Raw genomic sequence first — 24,475 nt, 5'->3', positions numbered from 1 at the left:
TTCGCGAGCGCTGCTCAGCGCGCGCACGCCAGCGGCTGGGCCATGGCGTTGCGGGCACGGTCCTCGCTCACCAGCCGCCAGCCCGCGAGGTCCTCCAGCAGGATGTTGCGGTTCTGCCGCAGCACCGTCGGGTTCTTGCAGACCTTGATGCCGTGGTAGTCGTTGTACGGCGGCAGGGCCAGCTGCAGCTCCGCCAGCTCCTCCAGCTTCAGCTCGCCCAGCTCCCGGCCGAAGAGCTTCAGCGCCGCGTCCTCCACGCCGACGATGCCGCGCTCGAAGTAGATGGTGGCCAGGTCATAGGCGATGAGCTGGTCCTTCTGCATGAAGGCATGGATGCGGTGGGCGGCCACGGACTGCTCGCGCGTGCCCTTGATGCCCAGCGCGTCGGCGATGCGCATGGCCAGGATGCGCTCGCAGGCACCGTCCCCCGGCGGCGTCGTGCCCAGGGTGGCGCCCACGAAGAGGCGCCAGGCCCACGCAGGCCCGTCCTCGCGCGGCGTCTGGAAGTACCGGGGGCACTCCATGTGGCGGATGTAGAGCGCCACCAAATCCTTGGGCAGCTTGGAGAAGTCCGGCCGCACGAAGGTGATGGGCCGCGGGTTGCGCTCGTACTGCCCGGCCCGAAGGCTCATCCGCTCGCCTTCGATGCTGTGCTTGAGCTGCTTCTCCACGTCGAACTCGCTCTCGAGCTGCGGCAGCTTGCTCGCCGTGTAGAGGTACGTCAGCGGGATGACCACGCCGGCCAGGCCCAGCAGGAACAGGATTATCCAGAGCAGACTCTTCACCCCCTCAGGCTACCAGGGGCAGCACGCGAGCGGCGTGTGGGTTAGAACCGCCACATGCCCGACTGGCACCCGGCCATCGTCACTGAAAGTGCACCCGCCGCCGACGGCCTCACCGACCTCGTGCTGGACGTGCGGGGAACGCCTCTGGCCGGGACGCACGAGCGACCCGGACAGTACGTGCACCTGCGCCTGCCCGGCGTGGGACAGGGCCTCTTCGCCATCGCTTCCCCGCCCGGTCTCCCGGGGACCCAGTGGGAGTTCCTCCTCAAGGACGGCAGCCCGCTGCCCGACGCGCTCATCGGCCTTCCCAGAGGAGCCCAGGTCGAGGTCTCACGGCCAGAAGGCCGGGGCTTCCCCCTGGAGCGCGCGAGAGGCCAGGACGTGCTGCTGTTCGCCACCGGCTCGGGCATCTCCGCCATCCGCTCCGTCATCACCAGCATCCAGCGCGAACGCCAGGCCTACGGGCAGGTGACGCTCTACTTCGGCGCGCGCACCCCGGGTGCATTCGCCTACGCCGATGAGCTGCACGAGTGGGAAGCCGGCGGCGTGCGCGTGGTGCGCACCGTCAGCCAGCCCGGCGCCAGCGGCTGGCAGGGCCTCACCGGCTACGTGCAGGCGCACCTGGGCGAAGGGCCGCTGCGGTCCGACGCCGTGGCCTTCCTCTGCGGCCAGAAGGAGATGGTGCAGGGAGTGATGAAGACGCTCCAGGCGCTCGGCATGCCCGCCGGCGGCATCCACCTCAACTACTGAGCCGCGGCGGCGCTCGCTCCCGGCCCGTCCACGGTGGGCGACTCGTAGGCCACGTCCAGCAGCACCGCCGCCGGGTCGCTGTCCCCATCCTTGCTGGCCGCCTGGGGCGTCCACGCGGCCACGCCCAGCCAGCGCCCGTCCGGGCTGAAGCGCACGCGGCGCACGGACCAGTCGAAGCGGTGCTCGCCGCGCGCGCCGGCGTCGCCCTCGGTGAAGAGGTACACGCGCTTGTCCCAGCCACCGCTGGCCAGCGAGCGCCCATCCGGAGAGATGGCCGCCGTGGCCACCACGCCCCGGTGCAGCGGCCACTTCGCCAGCACCTGGCCGGACGCGGCGTCCACGATGGCCCCCGCGTTGAAAGGACCCTGCGGCTCCTCCACGCCCTTGCGCTCGCGCTCGTACACCGCGCGGTCGCGCTCCGGCTTCTGCTCCGACAGGCCCACGCCCAGCCGCTGGCCGCGCGCGTCCACCGTGACGTCGCTGACGTAGGCCGGGAAGGTGAAGTCCGAGCGGCGCGCGAGCACCAGCGCATCCACCGTGGGCGCGCCCTCGGCAGGGCCGCCCTTGCGCGTGAGCACGGCCTCCTGGGTGACTTCGTCGAAGGCGACCTCCACCCGCTCGGAGAAGGGCGCGCCCAGCACGCCCTGGGTGCCCTGCGGCACGCACGCGTCGCAGACGGCGATGTCCACGCCCTCCACCTGCATGGACTTGAAGCGCAGGGACTGGGCCCGCGCCAGCCGCGCGGCGATGGTGCCCAGCGGTCCCGGCACGTTGACCGTCTCCTTCAGGAAGGGCACGTCGATGCCCGCCGCCGCGGCCGCCTCGCTGGTGAGGACCAGGGCGGGAGCGCGCGCATCCAGCGCGAAGGACAGCGGCGCCTTGCCGTTCACCGTGCCGCCCAGCACCACCGAGCCGGCGCGCCGCTCGAAGCGCACGCGCGTCTGCCCCGGGCGCAACGCCTCCACGGAGGTGCGCCACGCGCGCACGTGCTTGTCCCAGCCGCCGGAGTACAGCGTGCCGTCCGGCGCGAAGGCCAGCGCGCTCACCGGGCCCACGTGACCGCGCTCCTCGGAGGCATACTCCAGCGCGGGCGCGGACAGCACCGTCACCAGGCCCTTGTAGCTGCCCACCACCAGCCACTGCCCCTCCGGGTGGAAGGCCACCACCGACAGCGGCTCCTCGGTGCGGCGCTCGCCCACGAGCGCGCCGGTGGCCGCGTCGAAGAGGCGCACCACGCCGTCCTTGCCCGCGGTGGCCACGCGCGTGCCGTCCGGCGAGAAGGCCACGCCCTCCACGTCGAACTCGTAGGGGTTGATGGCCGGATCCGCCAGCATCCTCGGCTCGGCGGAGCCGAGCTCCCAGACGGAGAGGAAGTAGGACTGGCTGCCCAGGCGCGAGTACGCCACCCGGCCGCCCCGGGGCGCGAAGGCCAGGCCCCAGATGAAGTCCTTGTTGTTGAGGACGGCCTTGCGCTGAAGGCCCGCGGCGCTGCCGGACAGCCAGGTGCCCGGCTCCGCGTCCAGCCGCGCGCTCAGCTCGGGGGACACCCGCGGGGGCGCGTGTGCACAGCCCACCGCCACCACCCCGCTCGCCAGCAGCGCGAACGCCCCCCTCACGAACTTCATGTCCCAGAGCCTCCCGACGCCGAGGCGGCCTCCCGCCGCTCCTTCTCGACGTTGATTTCCTTCACGCCCTTGCTGTCGATGGACAGCAGGAACAGCTGCTTCACCGCCTCGCGCTTCTCGTTGAAGGACGTGCGCCCGGTGGCCCCGTCGAAGTCCTTCAGGTTGGCCAGCGCGTCACGCATCTGCGCGCGGGTGCGAGGGGCATCCTTCTGCTCCATGAGCTGGCGCAACATCCGGCCGGAGTCGTAGCCAATCGCCTCCAGCAGACCCGGGTCGCGGCCCGTCTCGTCCCGGTACGCCTCGCGGTACTGCTGCACGAAGCGGCGCGTGGCCGGGCGCTGCGAGTCCACGAAGAAGCCGTCCACGTACACCGAGCAGGTGACGAACTTGCCGCCGCGCTCGACGAGCTCCGGCAGCCCCGAGCGGCCCTTGGGGCTGCTCCACTGGTTGGCGCCGAAGAGCGTCACCGTCTTCAGCTCCTTCTTGCCCGTCGTCTTGCGGATGCGCTCCAGGTCGCGCGGGTCGCACGCGTTGGTGACGATGTCCTCCACCGCCAGCGCGGGCGCCACCAGGCTGACGCGGCGCCAGTCGTCCGGCATGAAGATGGCGTCGAAGTCGACGATGGGCTCCACGCCGCTCTTCACCTTCTCCAGCGCCTTGCGGCGGCGGTACGCGTCCAGGTTCTCCCCCTGCACGTCGCGCAGGCCCTCGATGTAGTCGCCGCGGTCATCCAGGTAGTAGCGGCCCACCAGCTTCTTGGCCTCGTTGGTGAAGGTCGTCTGGTCGTGCGCGTAGCGCTCCGCTCCGCGCACGCCGCCGCCGCGCGCCACCACCTGGTCCCAGAAGGCATCCGCCAGCTCCACGCCGTAGGGGATGTTCGGGTAGAGCAGCGCGAAGCGCTTGTAGCCCTTCACGTTCATCGCGTAGTCCGCGATGGCCTCCGCCTGGGCCGCGTTGGTGAGCATGTTGCGGAAGACGTAGCCGCCCAGGTCGGTGATGCCGTCCTGGCGCGTCATGGTCAGCAGCGGGACCTGGAGCTCCTCGGCCAGCAGCGCCGCGCGCTTGGAGTCGTCTCCCAGCAGGGGCCCCAGCACGGCGATGGCGCCGTCGTCGAAGGCGAGCTGCTCCATGGCCTGGCCCGTCTTGTTCACATCCCCCTGCGTGTCCTTCACCACTAGCTCCACGCCGCTGCCCTCCAGCCCCAGCTGGATGCCGCGCAGCACCGCCTCGCCAATGGGCTGGTAGCGGCCCGTCATGGGCAGCAGCACGCCCACCGTGCGCGGGCGCGCCTCCACCCGGCGCGTGGCGCGCGCGAGCAGCTCTCGGGCCTGCGGCGCGAAGGCGTGGCCCGGCGCCTCGGCGAGGAAGCGGTTCAGCGTCTCCTCCAGCCGCGTCCAGTCGCGCAGGTGGTAGTAGATGCGCGCCAGCTTGAAGGTGATGACGGGCCACGCCGGGTTGGACGACGACAGGCCCTCCGCCACCCGGGCGACGTCCACGAAGCCCGCGCGGCCCTCCACCAGCGCCTCCACCTTGGCCACCGCGTCGGCCTGGGCCTGGGCGCCCTGGGCCTGGCCCGCCTCGTCCACGGCCATCTGCAGCGCCTGCCCGTAGAGGCCGGCGCCCTCGGCGGCGCGGGCCGCCTCTTTCAGCAGCTGGGTGCGCTCGGCGCCGCTGGCGCGCTCGGCGAGGCTGGCGAGCGTCTGGTACGCGTCGCGGTAGGCGCCCACCTCCATCGCGGAGACGGCCAGCTTGTGCTTGGCGTCATCCGCCTGCGGGTGGAGCGGGTTCTCGAAGAGCAGCTCGTTGAAGCTCTTGCGCGCGTTGACGAAGTCCTTCGACTCGAAGAAGAGGACGCCCGCCTGGTACAGCGCGTCCTGTCCCGCGGTGGTGGAAGGGTACGCCTTGCGCACCGACAGGAAGGCCTCCGCGGCCTTCTTCTTGTCCGGGGTGGCACGGGCCGTCTGGGAGGCCTGTGCCAGCGCCGCGTCCGCGGCGGGGTCCTTCTTCGCCTCCACCGCGGGGCGCTTGGGGAACGGGTCTCCCGTGGGCAGCGCCCCGCCGGTGTCACCTCCGGAGGGCGTGCGGGTGGACCGGGGGCAGGCCGTCAGCAGCAGGGCCAGGGCGATGACGAGCGAGCGGCGCAGGGTGGGCAGGACATCCATGGCAGGGCCGTGCATAGCAGTGGGGTGCGCCCCCGTCGACACCCGAGCGGGGGGAAGATTCCACTGTCAGAGCCCGCTGTTTTGCAGCGCCCGTGCCCACGGCCGCTCGCCGCGGCGCGGCGCCCGCCTACCCGGCGGGCGCGGCACGAGGGCCACACCTTCGCGGCCCCGCGCCCGCAACCGTCGTCAGCCGAACAGCTCCTTCACCTTGGCGATGAAGCTCTTCGACTGCGGGTGCGACTCCTCGCCGGAGGCCTCCGCGAACTTCTCCAGCAGCTCGCGCTGCTTCGAGGACAGCTCGGTGGGCGTCTCCACGACGACGCGCACGTGCTGGTCGCCCCGCTGCTGGCTGTGCAGGTGGGGAACGCCCTTGCCCTTGAGCCGGAACACCTTGCCGGACTGGGTGCCGCTGGGGACGGTCATCTTCACCTTCCCGTCCAGCGTGGGGACGTCAATCTTCGCGCCCAGCGCCGCCTGCGTGAAGGAGATGGGCACCTCGCAGAAGACCTCGTACTCCTCGCGCTGGAAGAGCGGGTGCTCCTTCACGATGACGGTGACGTAGAGGTCACCCGCCGGGCCGCCCCGGTCGCCAGGCTCGCCCATGCCGGACAGGCGCACGCGCGTGCCGTTGTCCACGCCAGCGGGGATGGCCACCTCGATGACCTCCTCGGAGGGCACCTTGCCCGAGCCCTTGCAGCGCGTGCACGGGTCCGGCACCACCGCGCCCGTGCCGCCGCAGTCCGCGCAGGGCCGGGACACCGCGAAGAAGCCCTGCGTGTAGCGCAGCTCGCCGCTGCCGCCGCACGCCGAGCACGCCCTGGGCCCCGTGTTGCTCTTGCTGCCCGAGCCGGAGCACGTGTCGCACTTCTTCGGGCGGGGAATCGTCACCTTGGGCCGGCAGCCGAAGGCCGCCTCCTCGAAGGTGATTTCCAGGTTGTAGCGCAGGTCCGCGCCACGCGAGCTCGTCCGGCGCCCACCCCGGCCACCGCCGAAGATGTCGCCGAAAATCTCGCCGAAGATGTCGTTGATGTTGACGCCCTGGAACCCGCCGCCGGCGCCGCCGAAGCCCTCGAAGGGGTTGCCCGCGTGCCCGAAGCGGTCGTACTTCGCCCGCCGCTCGGGGTCGCTCAACACCTCATAGGCTTCCGAGGCTTCCTTGAACTTCTCCTCGGCCTCCTGGTTCCCCGGGTTGCGGTCCGGGTGGTACTGCAGCGCCACCTTGCGGAACGCGCTCTTGAGCTCCTGCGCGGAGACAGACTTCTGGACGCCCAGGACCTCGTAGTAGTCGCGCTTCTGACCCGCCGCCGCTGGCATCGATTACAACCCCTGGAATTTGCTGTGCTTTTCTTCGCTGCGTGGAATCTCGAGTCACTATAACGCAGCGAAACGCACCAGCAATCCAGCGGGGGAACAAGGCGCCCTGGCCCACCCGGCGCCGGGTGGGCAACCGGGCGGGGGCACGGCCTGGGGCGGGAAGCCCGGGTCAGACGGTCCAGACGCGGTTGGCTGTCAGCTCCATCCGGGCCAGCCTGCGTTTGAGCCCCGGGTCCACCGCGCCGGTGGCGGCCCACTTGGGCACCACGAAGTGGAGCTCCGCGTTGTAGAGCTTGGCGGCACTGGCCAGCAGGCTCCAGCGGTTCTCCGCGGTGGGGTCTTCCACCATGCCGGGGGTGACGATTTCCAGGATGATGGGCGTGCGAGCCGAGTCCGACTGCCGGCAGGTGAAGTCGGGGCGATGGTCCTCGATGGTCCCGGACAGGATGGGAGGAGGCATGAAACCGGGGAGGCGCGCCTTGATGTCCGTGTACCCGATGGTTCGGAAGTATTCGGCCATCAGCCACAGGAGCCGCCGGCGCTCCTCGTCCTCCACCACCGGCTCACAGCCCGGATTGAACAGGGCCTCTTTTTCGTTATTCGTTTCCATGGCTCCCCTGAACCTGTCCGCAGGGTTGAAGGTGGGCAATGGAACTGGCCTGGCCGCTGCATGTGCCCGGTGGCAGGGCAGCCGACAGGGCACCTGCCCCGGACGACCAGTAGCCTTGGACGTCGCGGCGACTCGGTGACAGAGTCCGCCGCCGAACAGTGGCTCCGCGTCCTTCTCCTCACGTCTACCGCCGACTCCTCGGCTACCTCCGGCCCTACCGGCTGCTGCTCGCCGCGGGCGTCGGCGCGTCGGTGGCCGCCGCCGTCGCCACCTCCGCCTATGCCTGGGTGGTAGGGCCGTTGCTGCGCGCGGTGCTCACCCACGAGCCCGTCACCGTCGCCGGGGTGTCCCTGCCAGGGGATGCCCTGCTCCGGCGCCTGCCCCTGCTGGTGGTGGCGGTGGCCGCGGTGAAGGCCACCGCCCAGTTCCTCCAGGGCGGGCTGATGCAACGGCTGGGGCAGCGGGTGATGGCGGACCTGCGCGGCTTCCTCTACGGACGGCTGCTCGGCCAGCCGCCCGCGTTCTTCGAGCGGCGCCACTCCGGCGAGCTGCTGTCGCGCTTCACCGCCGACGTGCCGCTGGTGGAGTTCTCCATCACGCAGGCGCTCACGTCCTACGTGAAGGACGGGCTGCAAATCATCGCGCTGCTCGCCACCTGCTTCTTCATCGACAAGACGCTGTTCCTCTTCACCTTCATCGTCGTGCCGGTGACGGTGCTGCCCATCAACCGCTTCGCGCGCTCGCTGAAGAAGGTGGCCGCGCGCTCGCAAGAGCGGCTGGGCTCGCTGACGGCCATCACCGCCGAGCAGCTCCAGAACCTGCCGGTGGTGCAGGCCTTCAACGGGCAGCCGCGCGCGCTGGACGCCTTCGAGGTGGAGGCGGACAAGTACCTGGGGGAGATGCGCCGCTCGCTCTTCCTGCGCGGCGCGGTGAGCCCCACCGTGGAGCTGCTGGGCATCGCCGGCGTGGCGCTGGCGGTGGCGTGGGGCGCGCGCGCGGTGGCGGCGGACCCGGCGCTGGCGGGGCGGCTGCTCTCCTTCATGGCCGCCGCGCTGCTGCTGTACCAGCCGGTGAAGTCGCTCAGCGGCACGCTGTCCCAGGTGCTGACGGGACTGGCCGCGGCCGAGCGCCTCTTCGCCATGGCGGACGCGCCCTCTCCGCCGGACGTGGGCGAGGTGGCCGGGCCGCTGTCGCGCGAGCTGAAGCTCGTGGGCGTGCGGGCCACCTACGCGGACGGGCGCGAGGCGCTGCGCGGCGTGGACCTGGTGGTGCCCGCCGGCGCGCGCGTGGCGCTGGTGGGCCCGTCCGGTGCGGGCAAGACGACGCTCTTCTCCGTGCTGCTGGGCTTCCTGCCAGCGTCGGGCGGACAGGTGCTGTGGGACGGCGCGCCGCTGACGGCGCTGAAGCCGTCCAGCGTGCGCGGACAGGTGGCCTGGGTGCCGCAGGAGCCGGTGCTCTTCTCCGGCACGGTGCGACACAACCTGCGGCTGGGCCGGCCCGAGGCCACGGACGCCGAGCTGTGGGAAGCACTGCGGCTGGCGCACGCGGAGGACTTCGTCCGCGCGCTGCCCGGCGGCCTGGATGAACCGGTGGGCGAGCGCGGCAGCCGGCTGTCGGGCGGACAACGGCAGCGGCTCGTCCTGGCGCGGGCCTTCCTGTGCCGGCCGTCGGTGCTGCTGCTGGACGAGCCCACCAGCGCGCTCGACGCGGCGAGCGAGGCGGCGGTGGGCGAGGGCCTCGTCGCGCTGATGCAGGGGCGCACGGTGCTGGTCATCGCCCACCGGCTGTCCACCGTGCGCGACGCGGACCTGATTGCCGTGGTGGAGGGCGGCCGCGTGGTGGAGGCCGGCACCCACGCGGAGCTGCTCGCCCTGCGGGGCCGCTACACCCAGCTCCTGGGAGAGGGCGCCGTCGCAGCCTGACACCCGCGGTGCGGGGCCAGGGCGCGACCTGGCCGCTGCCGGACACCCTCCCCGCTTCCGTCCTTGCACGGGCACCGCCGCTCTGCCACGGTCCCCTCCAGGTTCGATGCGTCCCCGGGAGCCCCTGTCCCTCAACGCGTTGTTGCTCGTCCCCGCGCTGGTGCTGGCGGCCGTGGCGTGTGTGGCTGTATCGGCCCGTCAGGTGAGCCTGGCCATCGCGGCCACCCTGACGCTGGTGCTGCTCCCCGTCGTCTTCCGCTTGTGGACACGCACCTGGTACCGCGGGCTGGTGCTGCGCGGCGTCGGCGTCTTCCTCATGGGCATGCACGTGCCGCTCTTGCTGGCCGGCGTGCTGGCCTACGGCCGCATCGGCTGCGAGGAGGGCGGCTGCCCCAGGCTCTACCTGATGGGTGTGCTCATCTCTCCCGTCGCCGGGGCCCTGGCGAGCGTCATCTACTGGCTCGTGGGTCGTCCCCCGGTCTAATTTCACAGGCTTAACTGGAGAGACTACTCTCTCCTGAAATGCTCGTTCCGCTCCGGCTCCGCCTCGCGTCCGGTCTCCCCGTCGCGTTGGCCGTGCCTTTCACAGTGCTCGTGGGGTGCTTCACCCTGGGTCCCCTGCTCGAGGGGACGGCAGGGGTGATGCACGCGTTCCGGGCGGCCGGACCGTTCGCCGCGCTGGTGGGAGGGGTGTTGCTGCTGGAGGTGCCGCTGCTGGGGATGGCGCTGGTGAGCCTGGGCATGGAGCGCCGGGTCTCGCTGTCCGCCATGCTGGGGCTGGCCACGCTGCCGTGGATGCTGGGGTTGATGGGCACCGAGGTCCTGGTGGACCGGGCGCTGGCGACCCTGCCGCGGCTGGACGCGGTGGAGGCGGGCGTCGTCCTGGCGGCCAGCACTGGAGAGGCCATGGCGCCGCGCCTGCTGGGCGCGTGGACGAGCACCGCGCTGCTGCTGGGCGTGGCCCTGGGGCTGGTGCTGGTGCACGTCGGGGCCGTGAGCTTCCGGGAAGTCACGGGCTACCGCGGCCGGGGGCTGCTGCTGGCCAGCGGCGTGTCCGCGTCCCTGGCGTCGGTGGCCATGGTGGGCGCGTTCGAGGCCCGTCACCTGCTGGGGTGCCTCACGGGGCTGGCGCGCATGCCGGAGTCGGAGCGCGCGGACTTGATTGCCGCCGGCCTGGCGGCGACGGCGAACCTGCGCGCGCTGCGGTGGACGTGCACCGGCGTGCTGGCGGCGCTGGGCCTCACGCTGATGGCGCGGCGGGCCGGCGAGGACGCCCACACGCCGCTGGGCTGGTCCGCGCGGCTCGTCCCGGCCATCGCAGTGGGCGCGCTGCTGGTGCTGGATGCCCACCCGGTGAGCTCCGCCACCGAGCACGCGCCGGTGGCCATTCCCGCCGAGCCCGGCGAAATCCCCTCGTCGGGGACGCCCCAGGCACCGTCCGGACGGGAAGCACCTCCGGCTCAGCCCATCAGGATGAACGCCAGCATCCCCAGGCCCACCAGCAGCCCCAGGCAGAGCACCCACACCATCGTCATGCCTTCGGAGGGCCGCACCACCGGCGGCTTCACCTCCTCCACCACCACCTCGGCCGGCGGCACGTCGAAGAGGGCCTGAGCCGTCACCGGCGGCGACTCCACCGTGGGAAGCGTGGGCTCCGACGGACGTTGCGTGTCACCCCTCATCTCCAGTCCCTCTCGCGCCAGCGCCAGCACGCGCTGCATGTGGAGCAGGTAGCGGTCCTGCCCCGTGTACGTGCCCATGGCAAGCGCCGCGCGCATCAGCCGCTGTGGGACGAGCTCCGGGTCCGTCTGGACCACCGCGGTGGCTGACGCCTTGCCGCCCGACCCGCGCTCCAGGTAGCCGGTGCGCACGCCCTCGCCACTGGACCACACGTAGTGGTCCTCCAGCAGCGTCAGCTCCTGCCGGCGGACGCGGCCCTCCGAGTCCACCAGGGACATCAGCTCCGCGCCGTCCGGGCACAGGTGCCAGACGGTGCGCAGCCCATTCTCGCCCGGCGGGCCCTCCACCGCGTGGACGCGGTAGAGCGCCTGCACCGCGGACTTCAGCGTCTCCACGGAGGTTTCTGCCATGTGTGAACGGAGACTAGGGGCGGAGGGCCGGAAACGGAAGACGGCCCACCGCTCGTCTGCCCGGCATCCCCGCTCCTCGCGCGGCCCTGGCCGTCCTACGTTGCCTGAGAGGAGCACGCCGCGTGTGGCAGCGGACATCCCGCGCGTCCGGCGTCTCCCCGGAGGAGCAGGCCCATGTCCATCATCGTCCCCAGCAAACCCATCGAGACCCCGTTCGAGGTCCCCAGCAACCGTCCCGAGGTGACGGACGAGCCCACCGACGCCTTCATGAAGGAGCAGGTGAGCTGGGACGGCTGGGCCGCCCACGGTGGCGGACACGTGCCCGAGGACTACGCCTGGACCTCCAATCCCAAGGAACGTCAGGACGCGCTGATGGGCGAGTGGCCCGAAGAGTCATGAAGCCGCGTGCGCCCGCCTGCCTGCTGTGCTTAGCGTGCCGTCCCCATGAGCCGCTCCCGTGACAGAGGTGCCGAGTTCCAACGCCACTTCGAGGGCGCCCCCACGCTCGATGGTCTGCTGGACCTGACGGGGGCCGCGCTGGACAGCGCACAGGTCCTCGAGCGCATGCGGGCTGCCCATGCGCAGGGCACGCCGTCCAGCGACTTCATCCCCACGCTGTTCGACGAGGAGCCGCGCTTCCCTTCCCCCGACATCGCCCGGCGCCTGTACCAGAACCTGCTGGGCCTCTGGGAGCTGGTGGCGGAAGGGAAGCACATCCGGCTGGACGACGGCGCGCGCCCGCCCCGCCCGAAGAAGGTGAAGGCCCCCGCCCCCGCGCCCTTCCACCCGGGGGTTCCCACGAGCGAATTCGTGGAGGCGGCCTGGCGTTATCTGGAAGACGACGAGAAGGCGCGCACGCGCCTGAACCATGCCTTCGAGAACCGCCAGGACGCGCTGCTGGGCGCGCTTGACGCGGCGGCGCTCACGGACGAAGGATACGGCGTCGCCCGCCACCTGCTCCTCGAGCTGTACGCCATGCTGGAGCTGGGCTGGCCGCCGGGACTCACGTCCGTCAGCCCGGCGGTGCTGGAGGCGGACACGGATGCCCCGCCAGTGCCCCAACCGCTGAAGGACTACGCGGACGAGGCGCTCTTCGAGGCGGAGCAGGACGAGGAGCAACCCCTGTCCTCCCAGGAGTTGGAGGCGGTGCGGCGTCTCGTCCATCGCGGACTCGCGGCGCTCTGGGGCGCTCGCAAGGAGAGATGAGGATGGCCAAGGACAGGGACGACAACGGCGGCGGCTTCTCCGGGAAGCGCTCCAAGACCTGGCGCGAAATCGACGCGGGGCGCGGCAAGGGCAGCAGGTACACCTCCCGCCAGGACGACCCGGCGCAGCAGAAGCTGGAGCGCAGCGCGAGCTACCAGAAGTACAAGGCCGCCGCGGACGCGCTCTTCACCGGCGGCGAGCTGCCAGAGGGGCTGGCCAAGACGTTCGACCCCGAAGGCAAGCGCAAGGCCCAGAAGCAGGCCATGCAGAAGGTGACGGAGTCCGAGACACGCGCCGACTGGGTGAAGGCCGTGGTGGACTACCTGGAGAAGTACCCGGAGCTGCCCGACGACGCGTACTTCCTCGACAGCCTGCTGGACCACCCGCGTGAGCGCATCGTCGACAAGGCGCTGGCGAAGCTGGAGATGCTGGGCGAGGAGGGCAAGCTGAAGACCAAGGTGCCGCAGAGCCTGGACCAGCGCCTGAAGTCCGTGGAGCTGACCAGCATGGACCCGGACATGCAGGGCCGCGCCAAGGCGCTGCGCGAGAAGCTGCGCGCCTGACATCGCCGCGCGGGCCTCAGCGGACGACGGCGGGGCCGGGCCCGGGCTCCGGAGGCACCACGCTCCGCCCGCTCCGGTACACCAGCACCACCGCGCGCTGGTTGGCTTCACCGGGCTCGTGCACCACGCGCAGCTCCTCGCCCGGGCGCACGTAGAAGGACGTCTCGCCCTCCTCCAGTCGCCAGCCCGCGCGCTTCAGCGCGTCGACATAGAAGGCGTCCACCTCCGCGCCGGACAGCGGGACATGGAAGGCGAGCGTCCGTGAGCCCTCGCCGTTGACGCGCAGCACCTGGTTGGCGTTGGGCGGCATGGGCGCGAAATCGCCCGCCGCCGCGGGGTCCCTGCGCAGCGCGTGGTTGGCCTCGCCCAGGTACAGCAGCGTCGTGTGGTCCGGCCGCGGCTGGAAGATGACGGTGTACGTGATGCCCCGGTGCCCGTCGATGGCGGTGAGCATCACCGCGCCGCTGGCGAGCTGCGGCTGCTCCTTGCCCGGCGGCACGTGGAGGCCCGCCTGGATGAAGGCATCCGCGAAGCGCTGCACCAGGTCGTCCATCCGCTCCTTCGCGTGCACCGCGCGCAGCGCGACAGGGATGCCCGAAGCCTCGACGATTTCGCTCGCCTCGACGGATTCAAGGACCTGCACCCGCGGCCAGGCGAAGCGCGGTCGCGAGGACGCAGCGGACGGCGCCGGCACAGCCGCGGGGGCCTTGCTCGCCCCCGCGTCCCGAGGCGCCGCACCGGACACTTTGCTCGCATCTGTGTCACGGGCCAGTGCGGGTGCCGGGCCCAGCAGGCACGCCGCGGCCAACAGCCCCCACCGCCACGTCACCGCGGAACCCCGAGCCAGCGGTTCGCCCGATTGACGTTGTGCGAGCGGATGTTGGGCGCATCGAAGGGCGTCACTTCCCAACGCGTCTGGCCCCCAGCGTGCGTGGAGCCGAGGTTCTCCTCGTAGCGGTCCTCCTCGCCACGGAAGCTCATGAAGAACTGGTCTTCGTTGACGCCAGTCGTGCCGGTGAGCGCCGCGAGCGCGGACCCCGCGTTGCCACCGCCGCCGTTGGCCCGGTACACGCGCTGGGCCCACTCGTAGTAGTCCGGGTTGGCGCACCGGCGCGCGCCGTCGATGTTGAGCGCGCAGGCGCGCCCCTCGTCCACGCCCCCCAGGCCCCAGTCGTCCAGCAGCATGCCGAAGCGCGCCGTGCAGCGCCCCCCCGAGGCACGCCCCGCGGCGCACACCGTGAAGGCATCGGCGATGCGGCGCTGGGACACCTGGAAGAAGCCCGACCGCCCGTCTTCCAGGTAGCGGCCGATGCGCACGCCGCGGATGCTCGAGGACGCCGTGCACCCCATGCCCTGCGTGCCCATGACGAGGGTGCCCCCGAGGTCCGGGTCCGCGTCCGCCATGGAGAGGCCGCGCATGTCGCCCGGCAGCTCCGGGCGGCAGTCGACCTGGATGCGCTGCGCACGGGCGATGGCCTGCTGGATGGCCACACCCGTGGCGCCCATGCGCTCGCGCCCGTCGAAGTCCGAGTAGCGGTTGTTGGCCTCCGCCTCGGCGCCGAGCACCGTGCCGCGCCGGCCCCACTCGTTGTCCTGTGGGTCGTGCGCCACACGGCCGGTGGCGTTCCACATGGCGAAGTTGGCGGCCTCCTGCACCTTGAGCGTCAACACGCCCACCTCGGCGAAGTAGATGCCGAACAGGAGGATGGTGACGAACACCATCGCGCCCAGCGCCGTCTCCACCAACGACTGGCCTCGTGCGTGGCGATTCCGCATGTCAGTAGCCCCTGTCGCTGGGGCCACCGCCCCGGTAGCCCACGGAGTGCAGCTCACGCAGCGTCCGCGCGTGCCCCGCGAAGCCCGCCGCGCCCAGGCTGTCCGCCGGCCGGTCGTCCCGCGCCCCCTCCGCGCTCACCAGCGTGGCGCGCCAGAAGGGGTTGAGGAAGTTGGGAGGCTCGCGCCATCCACCACCGGCCACCGGGGCTCGCGGCCGGTGGTAGTAGACCTGCCCCGCGGACAGGGCCACCTGGTTGCGGTGCACGTCCTCGCGGCCGGTGGGGCGGATGCGGCCCAGCGGGCTGCTGTTGTCGAAGACCGTGTCGGACTCGTCCGAGAACTTGAAGCGGAAGAAGAGGTTCCACGGGTCCGGCCGGGCGCGGCGCTCGGCGCTCGCGTAATCGCGGTACAGGATGCTGTACAGCTTGGGCTGGCCGTAGTGGTTGGACGCCCCCGCCTGGAGCTCGTCCACGTTGTAGCCCACGGAGTAGGGCCAGATGCCGGGGCAGACGACGCACGCGCCCAGCGTGTGCGTCTCGTAGGGGGGCTTGCCATCCTCTGGTGCCTGGCCCGGCGGCAGGCGCGCGCCGTACACGTGCTGGTCCTCGTGCGTCTGCTCCTCGTCGGACATCACCCACGCGTCCGTCGCCACGGGAAGGATGGGCGGCGCCGACGGGCAGAGCGTGGGGATGACGACGCGCCCGTGGTCATGCGCCGTCGAGTTGCGGCCCGACACGGTGTCGTAGGTCGACGGATCCATCTGCGACACCGAGCTGTAGCGGCGGAAGGCGGTGGAGACGGCCGCGCCTCCGGTGCCGAAGCCGGCGGTGCCGCCCGGGCGGTTGTGGACCCAGGTCCACCCCATGCTGCCCATGGTGGCGTTGAGGGCGGGGGTGCCGCCGCCGGAGGGGCACATCGTGCCATCGCCCACGCCACAGCTATAGGTGCCCGCCTTGATGGAGTTGATGACGGCGTCGCGCTCCGGGACGTCGTTTCCCCCGTTGAGCTCGGAGAAGCTCTTGGCGGCGCCCTCGGGTGGGGCGCGCAGCTCCGGGTGCACCGCCTGGGCGACGCGCCGGGTGAGCTCCTGCCCCGCGATGTGCTCGCTCAGGAGCTTGCCGTAGATGTTGAGGCTCGCCCGGTACAGGCTGCCGGCCCGGCCCTGGAGCTGCTGCACCTGCGTGGCGGCGGCCGTGTCCGCGGCGAACCACGCGGGCGGCGGGATGACCCCGGGGCAGGCCACCTGATGGGCCGCGTACACCTGGCTACTGTGGCTGATGAGCGCCTGGGTGCCGGCCATGGCCACCATGTGCGCCACCTGCGCGCGGTTCATCACCGCGATGGCGTTGAAGGCGCGCGCGGTCGCCACGGCCTGGCTGTAGGCGGCGGCGTCCGCGGCCATCTGGATTTCGACGCGCTCCTTGGCCCGCATGCCGAAGCCCAGCGTCATCAGCACCATCAGCGCCAGGAGCAGCAGCGTCAGCGCGAAGAGCACCAGCGCCTGCCCTCGCCGCGCGCGCGTCACGAGCCGTGGAGATTGCATGCGGGACCTCCCATGAAGTACTCGGACATGACGGGCGTCATCATCCGCATGGCCGCGTTGACCTGGATGGGGAACAGGAAGTGGCCCTGCTCGCTCCAGCGCAGCATGCGCGTGCCCAGGTCCCCACCGGGCCAGCCGTCACGGCCCAGCGTGGCGTCCGTCTCGCCCCACCACGCGGAGCGCCGCTGCACCGGCATCAGCGGGTTGGCCGCCGTGTAGCGCTGGAGCCGGAAGTGGGCGAGCAGCATGCGGCTCATCACCCAGTTCGCGAACGGGACGCGCATGTAGTACCAGGCCACCATGCGGATCTCCAACGTGCGCGCGCGCAGCGCCGCCGCGTTGTCCGTGGGCTGGTCGAAGAGCAGGTCCTCGCCCCCCGTGAGCTCCTGCGCCCACCCCGCATCCGGCGACTCCCGGACGATTTCGATGAGCGGCTCGTTGAAGTCCCGGCCGTAGGAGCTGCGCACCCGGTAGTGGTTGTGGCGCCGCGGAGAGAAGGCCGCCGCGAGCGTCTCCGGGCTGTCGGTGCGCGCCACCGTGGGCAGCATCGTCACCAGGGCCGCGTGCATCATCGGCAGGCAGTTGCCGTGGTTGATGCTGCCCGCGCGCACCGCCCGGTACGCCGCCACCTGCGCCAGGATGCGCGCCTGCAGCATCATGAAGAGCTGCAGCGTCCCCAACACCAGGAACACCACCAGCGGAAGGGTCAGCGCCGCCTCCACCGCGGCTTGTCCCGACTGTCGTCGTGTGCGTGGGGTGCCCCGGTGGATCATGCGTGCCTCCACCATCCTATTTCTCGTTGATTGAGGAATCGGTCAAATGGCCCGGCGGCGCGAAGACGCCCGATTTCACTGGGAGAACAAAACAAGTATTCCTTGAACCCCCAGCAACAAACGCTCACACCTCGACAGTGGACACTCCCCGGGCCCGTCCCGCCTCAACGGTTCAGCACGAAGCCGCAGGCGGAGTCGAGCACCACCCTGGCGCCCGCCAGGGCCCCGAGCAGGCGCTCATAGTGGGTGCGCTCGGCGTCCAGCTGCGCCTCCACGGCCTCGGCGGAGAGGCCCTGGTGGCCCAGGGACAGGCGCAGGCGGGCCACGGCCGCGTCGCGCTCGGCCTCAATCGCCTTGCGCGCCTGGGAGGCCAGCTTCGCCAGCTCCGCCTCCGCGGCCTTCTGCCCCACGGGCACCGCCGCGTCGACGAAGCTCGCGAAGCCCGGGAACGCGAGCGACACCTCGTCGCCCTTGAGCGACTTGCCCTCCTTCTCCAGCGCGGGCAGCAGCGCGGCATCGGCCCTGGGGCCTCCGGCGGCGTCCGCCACGGCGACGTGCACCAGCGTGCGCTCCAGGAAGCGGGCCAGCTGGCGGCTGGGCACCCGGGCGCCGGGCGAGGTGTCCTCCGGCTCCGGGAGCTGGACGTGGAAGAGCATCTCCACGCCGCGGCCCTTCTGGGGCCCGCGCCGCTCGATGAAGCGGAAGGCGCTGCGGCCATAGGGGCCGTCGCGCAGGAAGCCGAAGAGGGCCTCCACCAGCGGGTGGCCGGTGGCGAAGTACTCCAGCTCCTCCGCCTCCACCGCGGTGTCGCGCCAGAAGGTGCCCAGCTGCGTGCGGTCCTCCATGACGTCGATGCCCGGCAGCCCGTCCACCTTCAGCGCGTGGCCGAACTGGAAGGCCACCTGGAAGGCCTCGACCTGCTCGTCGGTGTCCACGCCGATGCCCACCCGGCGCGCCAGCTCCGTCACCGTCTCCTCCAGCCGCTCGTCCAGGTCGCGCGCGATGCCCCACAGGCCATCCTCCACGCTGGACGCCTCCGCCTCGCCGTCCTCGTCCTCGTCGGCCTCGATGCCCATGCGCTCCTGGGCGCGCTTCACCAGGCGCTCCACCGCGGGCCGGTCGAAGCTGCGCACGTCCAGCAGCGGGTCATACGCGCGCTTCACCTGCGCGCGCGCCGCCTCCACGCGGGCCTTCAGCTCCTGCGCGTAGGCCATGCGGGCCTCGCGCGGCATCAGCGCGAGCTCGGCCAGCCGCGCCTCCACCTCCTCCAGCACCGCGTCCAGGCCGCCCACCGTCTCGCCGAAGACGCCCACCGCGTCCGCCAGCAGCATCAGCACGTCGGAGGCCAGCGTGCCCGCCGGGTCGAAGACGTGGATGTCCACCGGGTGCGTCTGGCCAATGCGGTCCAGGCGGCCGATGCGCTGCTCCACCGTGGCCGGGCTCCAGGGCAAATCGTAGTGCACCAGGTGGTGGGCGAACTGGAAGTTGCGGCCCTCGCCGCCGACCTCGGTGCACAGCAGCACCCTGGGGCCTTCCGGGTCCCGGAAGCGCGCCACCTGCCGGTCGCGCTCCACCAGCGGCAGGTCACCGTGGTAGCCCAGCGCCTCCACGCCCTCGCGGCCCAGCTCCGCCTGGAGCGCGTCCAGCGTGTCGCGGCTCTCCGTGAAGACGAGCACCTTCGCCGCCGGCTCCGACTTCCAGATGCCGCGCAGCACGTCCAGGAAGGCGCCGAACTTCGCGTCGCGCGCGGGCAGCTTCAGCGCGTCCGCGTGGCCCTTGAACACGGGGTTGGCGCGCACCGCGCCCGCGAAGGCGGCGGGGCTGGACTCCAGCCGGCGCAGCACGTTGCCCAGCGGCGCGCCGCGCAGGCTGGCCCCCGCGAGCACCGCCAGCGCGGCGTCGCGGACCTTCAGCTCCTCGGCGGGCAGCGTCACCGGGTGGCGGTGGAGCCGGCGCGTGGAGAAGCCGCCCACCACCGCGCGGCGGTTGCGCACCAGCCGGTCACTCAGGCTGTACGTCTCCGCCAGGTGCTGGAGCAGCGCGTCCCGGTCCTTCAGCGACGACAGCTTCGTGTCCTCGGGGAAGCGCTTCGCCAGCGCCTGCACCGCGGCGGACGGCTTGCCGCCCTCCATCAGCGCGCGCACCGCGGCGGACAGCTCCTCCTGGCGCTTGAGCCGCTCCTCGAAGCCCGCGACGGTGGGCGCCGTCGCCGCGTCGATGAGCGTGAGCAGCCCGTGGTACTCCGCCGGGTCCAGCTGCATGGGCGTGGCGGTGAGCAGCAGCAGGCCCCAGGAATTGTTCGCCAGCACCTGCGCGGCCTCGAAGGCGCGCTCGCCCTTGAGGTGGTGCGCCTCGTCGATGATGACCAGGTCCCAGAAGGCGTCCTCGCGGGCCAGCGCGCGGCGGTGCTCCTCGCTGCGCTGGAGCATCTCCAGGCTGGTCACCACCAGCGGGAAGCGCGCCCACGGCGAGACGTCCGGCGCCTCCTTCAGGGACTGCGCGTAGCGGTCCGAGTCCATCAGCGTGAAGAGCTGGTTGAACTTGTGGAACAGCTCCACCAGCCACTGCACGGTGAGGTGGCTGGGCGCCACGACGAGGCAGCGGCGCGCCAGCCCGGACAGGCGCAGCGCGCTGAACACCATGCCCGCCTCAATCGTCTTGCCCAGGCCCACCTCGTCCGCCAGCACGAAGCGCGGACGGCGGGCGGACAGCACGCGCTGCACCACGCCCACCTGGTGCGGCTTCACCATGATGCGGCTGGCCAGCAGCGCGCCCAGCGCGTCGCAGCGCCGCTCGTCGTCCAGCACCAGCGCCTGCTTGCGCAGGGTGAAGGCCCGCGCCTCGCCCACGCGGCCCTCACGCAGCGTGGACAGCAGGTCCGAGCGGGGCGGCAGCGCGCGGACGGAGGACTCCGGCAGCTCGTCCTCCTCCCCGGTCTCCACGTAGCGCAGCACGTAGCGGCGCAGGCCGCGGGCGCCGGGCTCCTCCCGCACCACCACCGCCAGGCGGCCCTTGTAGGTGATGACCGGCTCCCCGGGGGGCAGCGGGTACTGCACCAGGGCGCCGCCCTTGGTGGACACCAGCACCGGGGCGTCCTCCCGGGCGGGGAAGGCGACGAGCGCCTTGGCGCCGTCCTCCTGCAGCGACAACAAATGACCCACACCCCATTCGGGCTGCGGGAGGTAACGGACCTTCGAACCTTCGACGAGAGACATGGAGGGTCCGCTCATAACCCCCTGTCTTGACGAAGGCCATTCCGTGGCGCCCGTCTGGAACGGGCCTCCCCGGGCCCTCGGGCTGCCCTGCCCCAGGACACCCTGGGGTGGAGCCGCCCCGTCCAGGGGGACGATGTCTTCCAGCGTGCAGTATGGGTGATGCTTTCTTCACCGACGGCACGCCCGGAGGGGTGCCTTGGGGGGGAGTGCCACATGATGCGCCGTTGGACGTTCGCCCAGCGAGTGAGCGCGGGCCTGTCCGCCTGCCTGTTCGCCGGGTTGCTGCTGCTCGCGACCCTGCTGTCGGCGGTGTACGCGGAGGCCACCACCCCGGTGGGGCGCGGCGCCCTCCCGCAGGCCCTGCTCGCGGGGCTGCTGGGCCTGGGGTGCGTGGCGGCGCTGGGCTTCGTGCTCCACCGCGCGCTGGCGCCGCTGCACGCGCGGCACGAGTCCAGCGAGCAGCACCTGCAGCTCCTCATGGATGGGGTGACGGACTACGCGCTGTGCTTCCTCGACCGGCACGGCCGGGTGACGGCCTGGAACGCCGGCGCCGAGCGGCTCACCGGCTGGGCCGAGGTGGAGCTCGCCGGCCGCGACGCCGACCGGCTCTACCCCGCCGACCAGGTGGCCGCCGGTGTCCCCCGCGCCCACCTCGAGCGCGCCGCGCGCGAGGGGCGCCTGCTGGCGGAAGGCTGGCGGATGCGCCGCGACGGCAGCCGCTTCTGGGCGGAGACGCTGCTCACCGCGCTGTACGACGCGCACGGGCGGCTGCGCGGCTTCGTGAAGGTGACGCGCGACATCACCGAGCGACGCCGCATCGAGCGGGCCCAGGCGCTCTTCGCGGAGGCCGGGCGCGTGCTCCAGCCGCTGTCGGGGGCGCGCGAGGTGGGCGAGGCGCTCACCCGGCTGTGCGTGCCCGAGGTGGCCGACGCCTGCATCCTCTTCCTGCCCTCCGAGGACGGCACGGTGCGGCCGCACGCGGTGGCCTGCGCGGACGCCGCCACGTCCCACCGCATGTGGGAGCCGCTCCTGCGCTGTCCGGAGGATGGCGAGGTGGGGCCCGCCCGGGTGGTGCGCACCGGCCGCAGCGAGCTCGTGCCGGAGCTGGACGCCACCCGCCCGCCCCAGGCGCTGGCGGGCACCGCGCACGGCGAGCTGCTGTGCGCGCTGGGGGTGACGTCCGCCCTCACGGTGCCGCTGGCGGTGGGCTCGCGCGTGCTGGGGGCGCTGTGCCTGATGTCCACCACGGGGACGCACCGCCGCTTCGGCGAGGTGGACCGGGCCTTCATGGAGGAGCTGGCGGCGCGCGCCGCGCTCGCGCTCGACAACGCCCGGCTGCTGTCACAGGCGCAGGACGCGCTCGAGCTCATTGGCATCGCCGCGCATGACCTGGGCAACCCGCTCAGCTCGCTGCAGCTGCGGCTGCGGCGCCTGGTCCTGCAGAGCGCCACCACGCCCGACGCGCGGCTGCGCGAGGGGCTGGCCGGCGCCGAGGGCGAGACGCGGCGCCTGGGCCGGCTGGTCCACAACCTCCTGGACCTGTCGCGCCTGTCCGCCGGCCGCATGGTGCTGGACACGGAGAAGCTGGACCTGGCGCAGCTGGTGCGCGAGGTGGCCGAGCGCCACGGCGACCAGGCCACCGCCGCGGGCTGCGCCCTCTCCCTCCGCGTGGACGAGGGCGCCACGGGCGAGTGGGACCGGCAGCGCCTGGACCGCGTCATCACCAACCTGCTGAGCAACGCCCTCAAGTTCGGCCGGGGCCACCCGGTGGAGCTGCGCGTCCAGGCCAGCGCCCACTGCGTGCGCTTCAGCGTGCGCGACGGCGGCATCGGCATTGGCGTGGAGGCCCAGCAGCGCCTGTTCCACCGCTTCCAGCGCGTGCACCCCGGGGCCCAGCACCCGGGCACCGGCCTGGGCCTCTACATCGTCCGGCAGCTCGTCGAGGCCCACGGGGGCACCGTCCACGTCCAGAGCCGGGCCGGAGAGGGGGCGGAGTTCACTATTGAACTCCCCCGCGCGGTAAACAAGGAATCCTGCTTGATGACTGAAGCACAGGTGTGACGCTGTAGGAGGGCCTACCCTGGAGGGCAGGGAGTCATCTCCTTGAAAACACTTGGGGTTCGACTCTGGGTGGATTGTTTTCCCAGAAGTTGAACAAATCTGCTCGTTGCAGATAATCTTCGTACGGCTAAAAAGGCTCGAACCGGGGAAACCCGGAAACGGGAGAGGTCCGGCCCACACCGTCCCACAGGCGACGGGCTACAGGACCCACTGGCCCAGGCGCCATGCCGGCGTCGGTTTTTACACGTACGAGGAGTTGCACCATGGGTGGACTTGGAGCCCCCCGGGCCCTGCTCGCGTCGCTCGCTGGGCTGCTGGTCGCCTGCGGCGGACAGGACGTCACGGACGAGGCCTCGGTGGACACGCTGCCGCCGCAATCGGAGGAGGCCTTCCTGGGTGAGGAGTCCCAGGCGCTGCTGGGCGGCTGGCCCCGGCCGTCGGGACCCACCACGCCGCCGGTCGCGCTGGCGCTCGAGGTGGAGAACGGGGTGGGCAAGCCCCTGCGCGTGAAGGAGGGCACCACCTTCTTCATCAACCAGATTGATATCCGCGCCTTCGTGACGTCCACGAAGGACGAGGGCCTGCGCAACCTCATCCGCCAGAGCGACTTCGGCGGCCTGGGCTGGCTGGGCGTGCGCCAGGTGGACCAGGAGTCCATCGGTGCGCCGGGGCCCTACACCCGCCGCCGCTTCTACCGGGACGCGGCGTGGATGGCCCTGCCCAGCCACTTCATCGTGGAGCAGGTGGACGCGCGCGGCCGGCTCAACGGCGTGCCCATCATCCTCAACGCGGGCTCCGAGCACCAGCGCCGCTCCAACGTGGACGACTTCTTCATCCGCCGCTTCCGCGGCATCCAGACGGCCACCGGCTGCGCCACGCCCGACGACTGCTCGGCGTCCACCTCGTTCGAGGAGGAGGCCATCCTGGAGCTGCGCAACGCCTACGAGCACGCCAGGCGCCAGACGCTGACGCTGCGCCCCGACACCCGCAAGCTGCGCCTGCGCTGGAGCCTGCGCCCGGCCGCGCCCTATGAAATCCCGGTGGAGCAGGTGCGCGACGCGCCGTATGCCTATGGCTTCCGCATCGGCGTGGAGCCCCTCACCCCGCCGGGCCCGGACGGCACCTATGCCCCCGGCACGGAAATCACCTTCCAGCTCACCCTGCGGGACGGCGCCGGCAACCCGCTCCACCCCCGGGGCTACCTGCCGCCGTACAACCAGGTGGCGCCCGACGGCACCGAGTCCGGCCTCCAGTACTACCGGGCCTTCTTCGACGCGACGGCGACCTACTACCGGCGCAAGCACCGCGAGCGGATGCTGATGACGCAAATCATCGGCCCGGCGCAGGACATCCAGCCCATCCGCTCCATCGTCGCGCTGGAGGCGTTCCTGGACCCGGCCGTCGACGAGCAGGTGGTGGCCACGCCCGAGCGCGACGGCGTCTTCTCGCAGTTCGCCACCCTGCCCTTCGCCAACGTCCTCTTCGGCGGCGCCTTCGTGGACCCGGCCCTGTGGGACGTGCCCAACACGGACACCTGGCAGTTCAAGCTGCCGGACAACGCCGCGCCCGGCACCTACCTCGTCACCGTGAAGGGCCGCCGCGCGTACCTGGGCGAGGACCTCCCGGCGTCGACCACCATCGAAATCCAGGTGGGCACCCGCCAGCGCACCGAGCCCCAGCTCACCACCGGCCCCTGCACGTCCTGCCACAGCAAGGGCGGCGAGCTGAGCGAGGTGCTGCACGGCAACGAGAACCGCGCCGCCTGCGCCGGGTGCCACGCCCCGCTCGCCTTCGAGCTGGAGGGCCCCATCTTCGTGCGCACCCACTTCATCCACTCGCGCTCGAACCGCTTTGACGCGCCGCTCCACCAGTGCTCGTCCTGCCACCTGACGAAGGAGAGCATCCAGCGCACCAGCAAGGCCGCCTGCCTGTCCTGCCACAAGAGCTACCCGGACAGCCACGTGGCGCAGTTCGGACCCATCGAGAGCATGTACGTGGGTGGAGGCGCGGAGTCTTTCCAGCAGTGCACCGGCGCCTGTCATACTCGCCACCCCGGCAGCGGCCTCTAACCCCCGCTCGC

The 24,475-nt window shown here is 71.9% G+C and carries 19 protein-coding genes; 8 read left to right on the top strand and 11 right to left on the bottom strand.

Annotation, left to right across the window (positions count from 1 at the left end; all coding sequences use genetic code 11):
• Window positions 1-14 precede the first annotated feature (14 nt).
• Entirely contained in the window at window positions 15-785 is a 771-nt protein-coding gene (locus tag VZL07_RS18155) for a transglycosylase domain-containing protein (RefSeq protein ID WP_426756824.1), read from the bottom strand.
• Window positions 786-839: 54 nt separating this feature from the next.
• Here VZL07_RS18155 and VZL07_RS18150 point away from each other — a divergent pair, with 54 nt between their 5' ends.
• Window positions 840-1,535 (top strand): NAD-binding oxidoreductase, encoded by a 696-nt coding sequence (locus VZL07_RS18150; RefSeq protein ID WP_426756823.1) that lies wholly within the window; start codon window positions 840-842, stop codon window positions 1,533-1,535.
• On the opposite strand, the gene VZL07_RS18145 is transcribed toward VZL07_RS18150, so the two are convergent.
• The 4 genes from VZL07_RS18145 to VZL07_RS18130 form a co-directional block, all read right to left on the bottom strand.
• Window positions 1,529-3,160, bottom strand: a complete 1,632-nt coding sequence (locus VZL07_RS18145; protein WP_426756822.1) for a WD40 repeat domain-containing protein — start codon at window positions 3,158-3,160, stop codon at window positions 1,529-1,531. The two genes, VZL07_RS18150 and VZL07_RS18145, sit on opposite strands and share 7 nt — an antisense overlap.
• Entirely contained in the window at window positions 3,157-5,322 is a 2,166-nt protein-coding gene (locus VZL07_RS18140) for a penicillin-binding protein activator (RefSeq protein ID WP_426756821.1), read from the bottom strand. The genes VZL07_RS18145 and VZL07_RS18140 overlap by 4 nt, the downstream gene beginning before the upstream one ends.
• A gap of 186 nt (window positions 5,323-5,508) precedes the next feature.
• On the bottom strand, window positions 5,509-6,636 hold the full coding sequence (gene dnaJ, locus VZL07_RS18135; RefSeq protein WP_426756820.1) for a molecular chaperone DnaJ: 1,128 nt from the start codon (window positions 6,634-6,636) through the stop codon (window positions 5,509-5,511).
• 169 nt (window positions 6,637-6,805) lie between these two features.
• A complete protein-coding gene (locus tag VZL07_RS18130; protein WP_426756819.1) occupies window positions 6,806-7,246 on the bottom strand; it encodes a hypothetical protein in 441 nt (146 codons plus the stop codon).
• 158 nt (window positions 7,247-7,404) lie between these two features.
• Here VZL07_RS18130 and VZL07_RS18125 point away from each other — a divergent pair, with 158 nt between their 5' ends.
• Together VZL07_RS18125 and VZL07_RS18120 are read left to right on the top strand one after the other, a co-directional pair.
• Window positions 7,405-9,168, top strand: a complete 1,764-nt coding sequence (locus VZL07_RS18125; RefSeq protein WP_426756818.1) for an ABC transporter ATP-binding protein — start codon at window positions 7,405-7,407, stop codon at window positions 9,166-9,168.
• 106 nt (window positions 9,169-9,274) lie between these two features.
• Window positions 9,275-9,652, top strand: a complete 378-nt coding sequence (locus VZL07_RS18120; RefSeq protein WP_426756817.1) for a hypothetical protein — start codon at window positions 9,275-9,277, stop codon at window positions 9,650-9,652.
• A gap of 976 nt (window positions 9,653-10,628) precedes the next feature.
• On the opposite strand, the gene VZL07_RS18115 is transcribed toward VZL07_RS18120, so the two are convergent.
• Window positions 10,629-11,258: a hypothetical protein gene (locus VZL07_RS18115; RefSeq protein WP_426756816.1), complete on the bottom strand. Its 630-nt coding sequence runs from the start codon at window positions 11,256-11,258 to the stop codon at window positions 10,629-10,631.
• Between the two features lie 174 nt (window positions 11,259-11,432).
• On the opposite strand from VZL07_RS18115, the gene VZL07_RS18110 reads away from it, so the two are divergent.
• The 3 genes from VZL07_RS18110 to VZL07_RS18100 are packed head-to-tail and all read left to right on the top strand — an operon-like array spanning window position 11,433 to window position 13,027.
• Window positions 11,433-11,657 carry a hypothetical protein gene (locus VZL07_RS18110; protein WP_426756815.1) on the top strand — a complete coding sequence of 75 codons (225 nt, stop codon included), beginning with the start codon at window positions 11,433-11,435 and terminating at the stop codon, window positions 11,655-11,657.
• A 45-nt stretch (window positions 11,658-11,702) separates the two neighbouring features.
• Complete coding sequence (locus tag VZL07_RS18105; RefSeq protein WP_426756814.1) at window positions 11,703-12,464, top strand: hypothetical protein; 762 nt, start codon at window positions 11,703-11,705, stop codon at window positions 12,462-12,464.
• Between the two features lie 2 nt (window positions 12,465-12,466).
• Window positions 12,467-13,027 (top strand): hypothetical protein, encoded by a 561-nt coding sequence (locus tag VZL07_RS18100; protein WP_426756813.1) that lies wholly within the window; start codon window positions 12,467-12,469, stop codon window positions 13,025-13,027.
• Between the two features lie 16 nt (window positions 13,028-13,043).
• Here the strand turns inward: VZL07_RS18100 and VZL07_RS18095 are convergent, their stop codons facing one another.
• The 5 genes from VZL07_RS18095 to VZL07_RS18075 form a co-directional block, all read right to left on the bottom strand.
• Window positions 13,044-13,670, bottom strand: coding sequence for a hypothetical protein (locus VZL07_RS18095; protein WP_426756812.1), 627 nt, complete (start codon window positions 13,668-13,670; stop codon window positions 13,044-13,046).
• 182 nt (window positions 13,671-13,852) lie between these two features.
• Entirely contained in the window at window positions 13,853-14,803 is a 951-nt protein-coding gene (locus VZL07_RS18090; RefSeq protein WP_426756811.1) for a hypothetical protein, read from the bottom strand.
• Between the two features lies 1 nt (window position 14,804).
• A complete protein-coding gene (locus tag VZL07_RS18085; protein WP_426756810.1) occupies window positions 14,805-16,346 on the bottom strand; it encodes a pilus assembly protein in 1,542 nt (513 codons plus the stop codon).
• Window positions 16,325-17,134, bottom strand: coding sequence for a TadE/TadG family type IV pilus assembly protein (locus VZL07_RS18080; RefSeq protein ID WP_426756809.1), 810 nt, complete (start codon window positions 17,132-17,134; stop codon window positions 16,325-16,327). The genes VZL07_RS18085 and VZL07_RS18080 overlap by 22 nt, the downstream gene beginning before the upstream one ends.
• A 149-nt stretch (window positions 17,135-17,283) precedes the next feature.
• Complete coding sequence (locus VZL07_RS18075) at window positions 17,284-20,334, bottom strand: helicase-related protein (protein ID WP_426756808.1); 3,051 nt, start codon at window positions 20,332-20,334, stop codon at window positions 17,284-17,286.
• Between the two features lie 213 nt (window positions 20,335-20,547).
• Here VZL07_RS18075 and VZL07_RS18070 point away from each other — a divergent pair, with 213 nt between their 5' ends.
• A complete protein-coding gene (locus VZL07_RS18070; protein ID WP_426756807.1) occupies window positions 20,548-22,395 on the top strand; it encodes an ATP-binding protein in 1,848 nt (615 codons plus the stop codon).
• Window positions 22,396-22,658: 263 nt separating this feature from the next.
• Window positions 22,659-24,464 carry a cytochrome C gene (locus tag VZL07_RS18065; protein WP_426756805.1) on the top strand — a complete coding sequence of 602 codons (1,806 nt, stop codon included), beginning with the start codon at window positions 22,659-22,661 and terminating at the stop codon, window positions 24,462-24,464.
• The last annotated feature ends 11 nt before the right edge of the window (window positions 24,465-24,475 follow it).

Origin of the sequence: Pseudomyxococcus flavus (assembly GCF_050038885.1) — a bacterium.
GTDB classification, from domain to species: Bacteria; Myxococcota; Myxococcia; order Myxococcales; family Myxococcaceae; genus Myxococcus; species Myxococcus flavus.
Note: the sequence above shows the minus strand (reverse complement) of the source record. Positions and strands in the feature narration are given on the sequence as shown.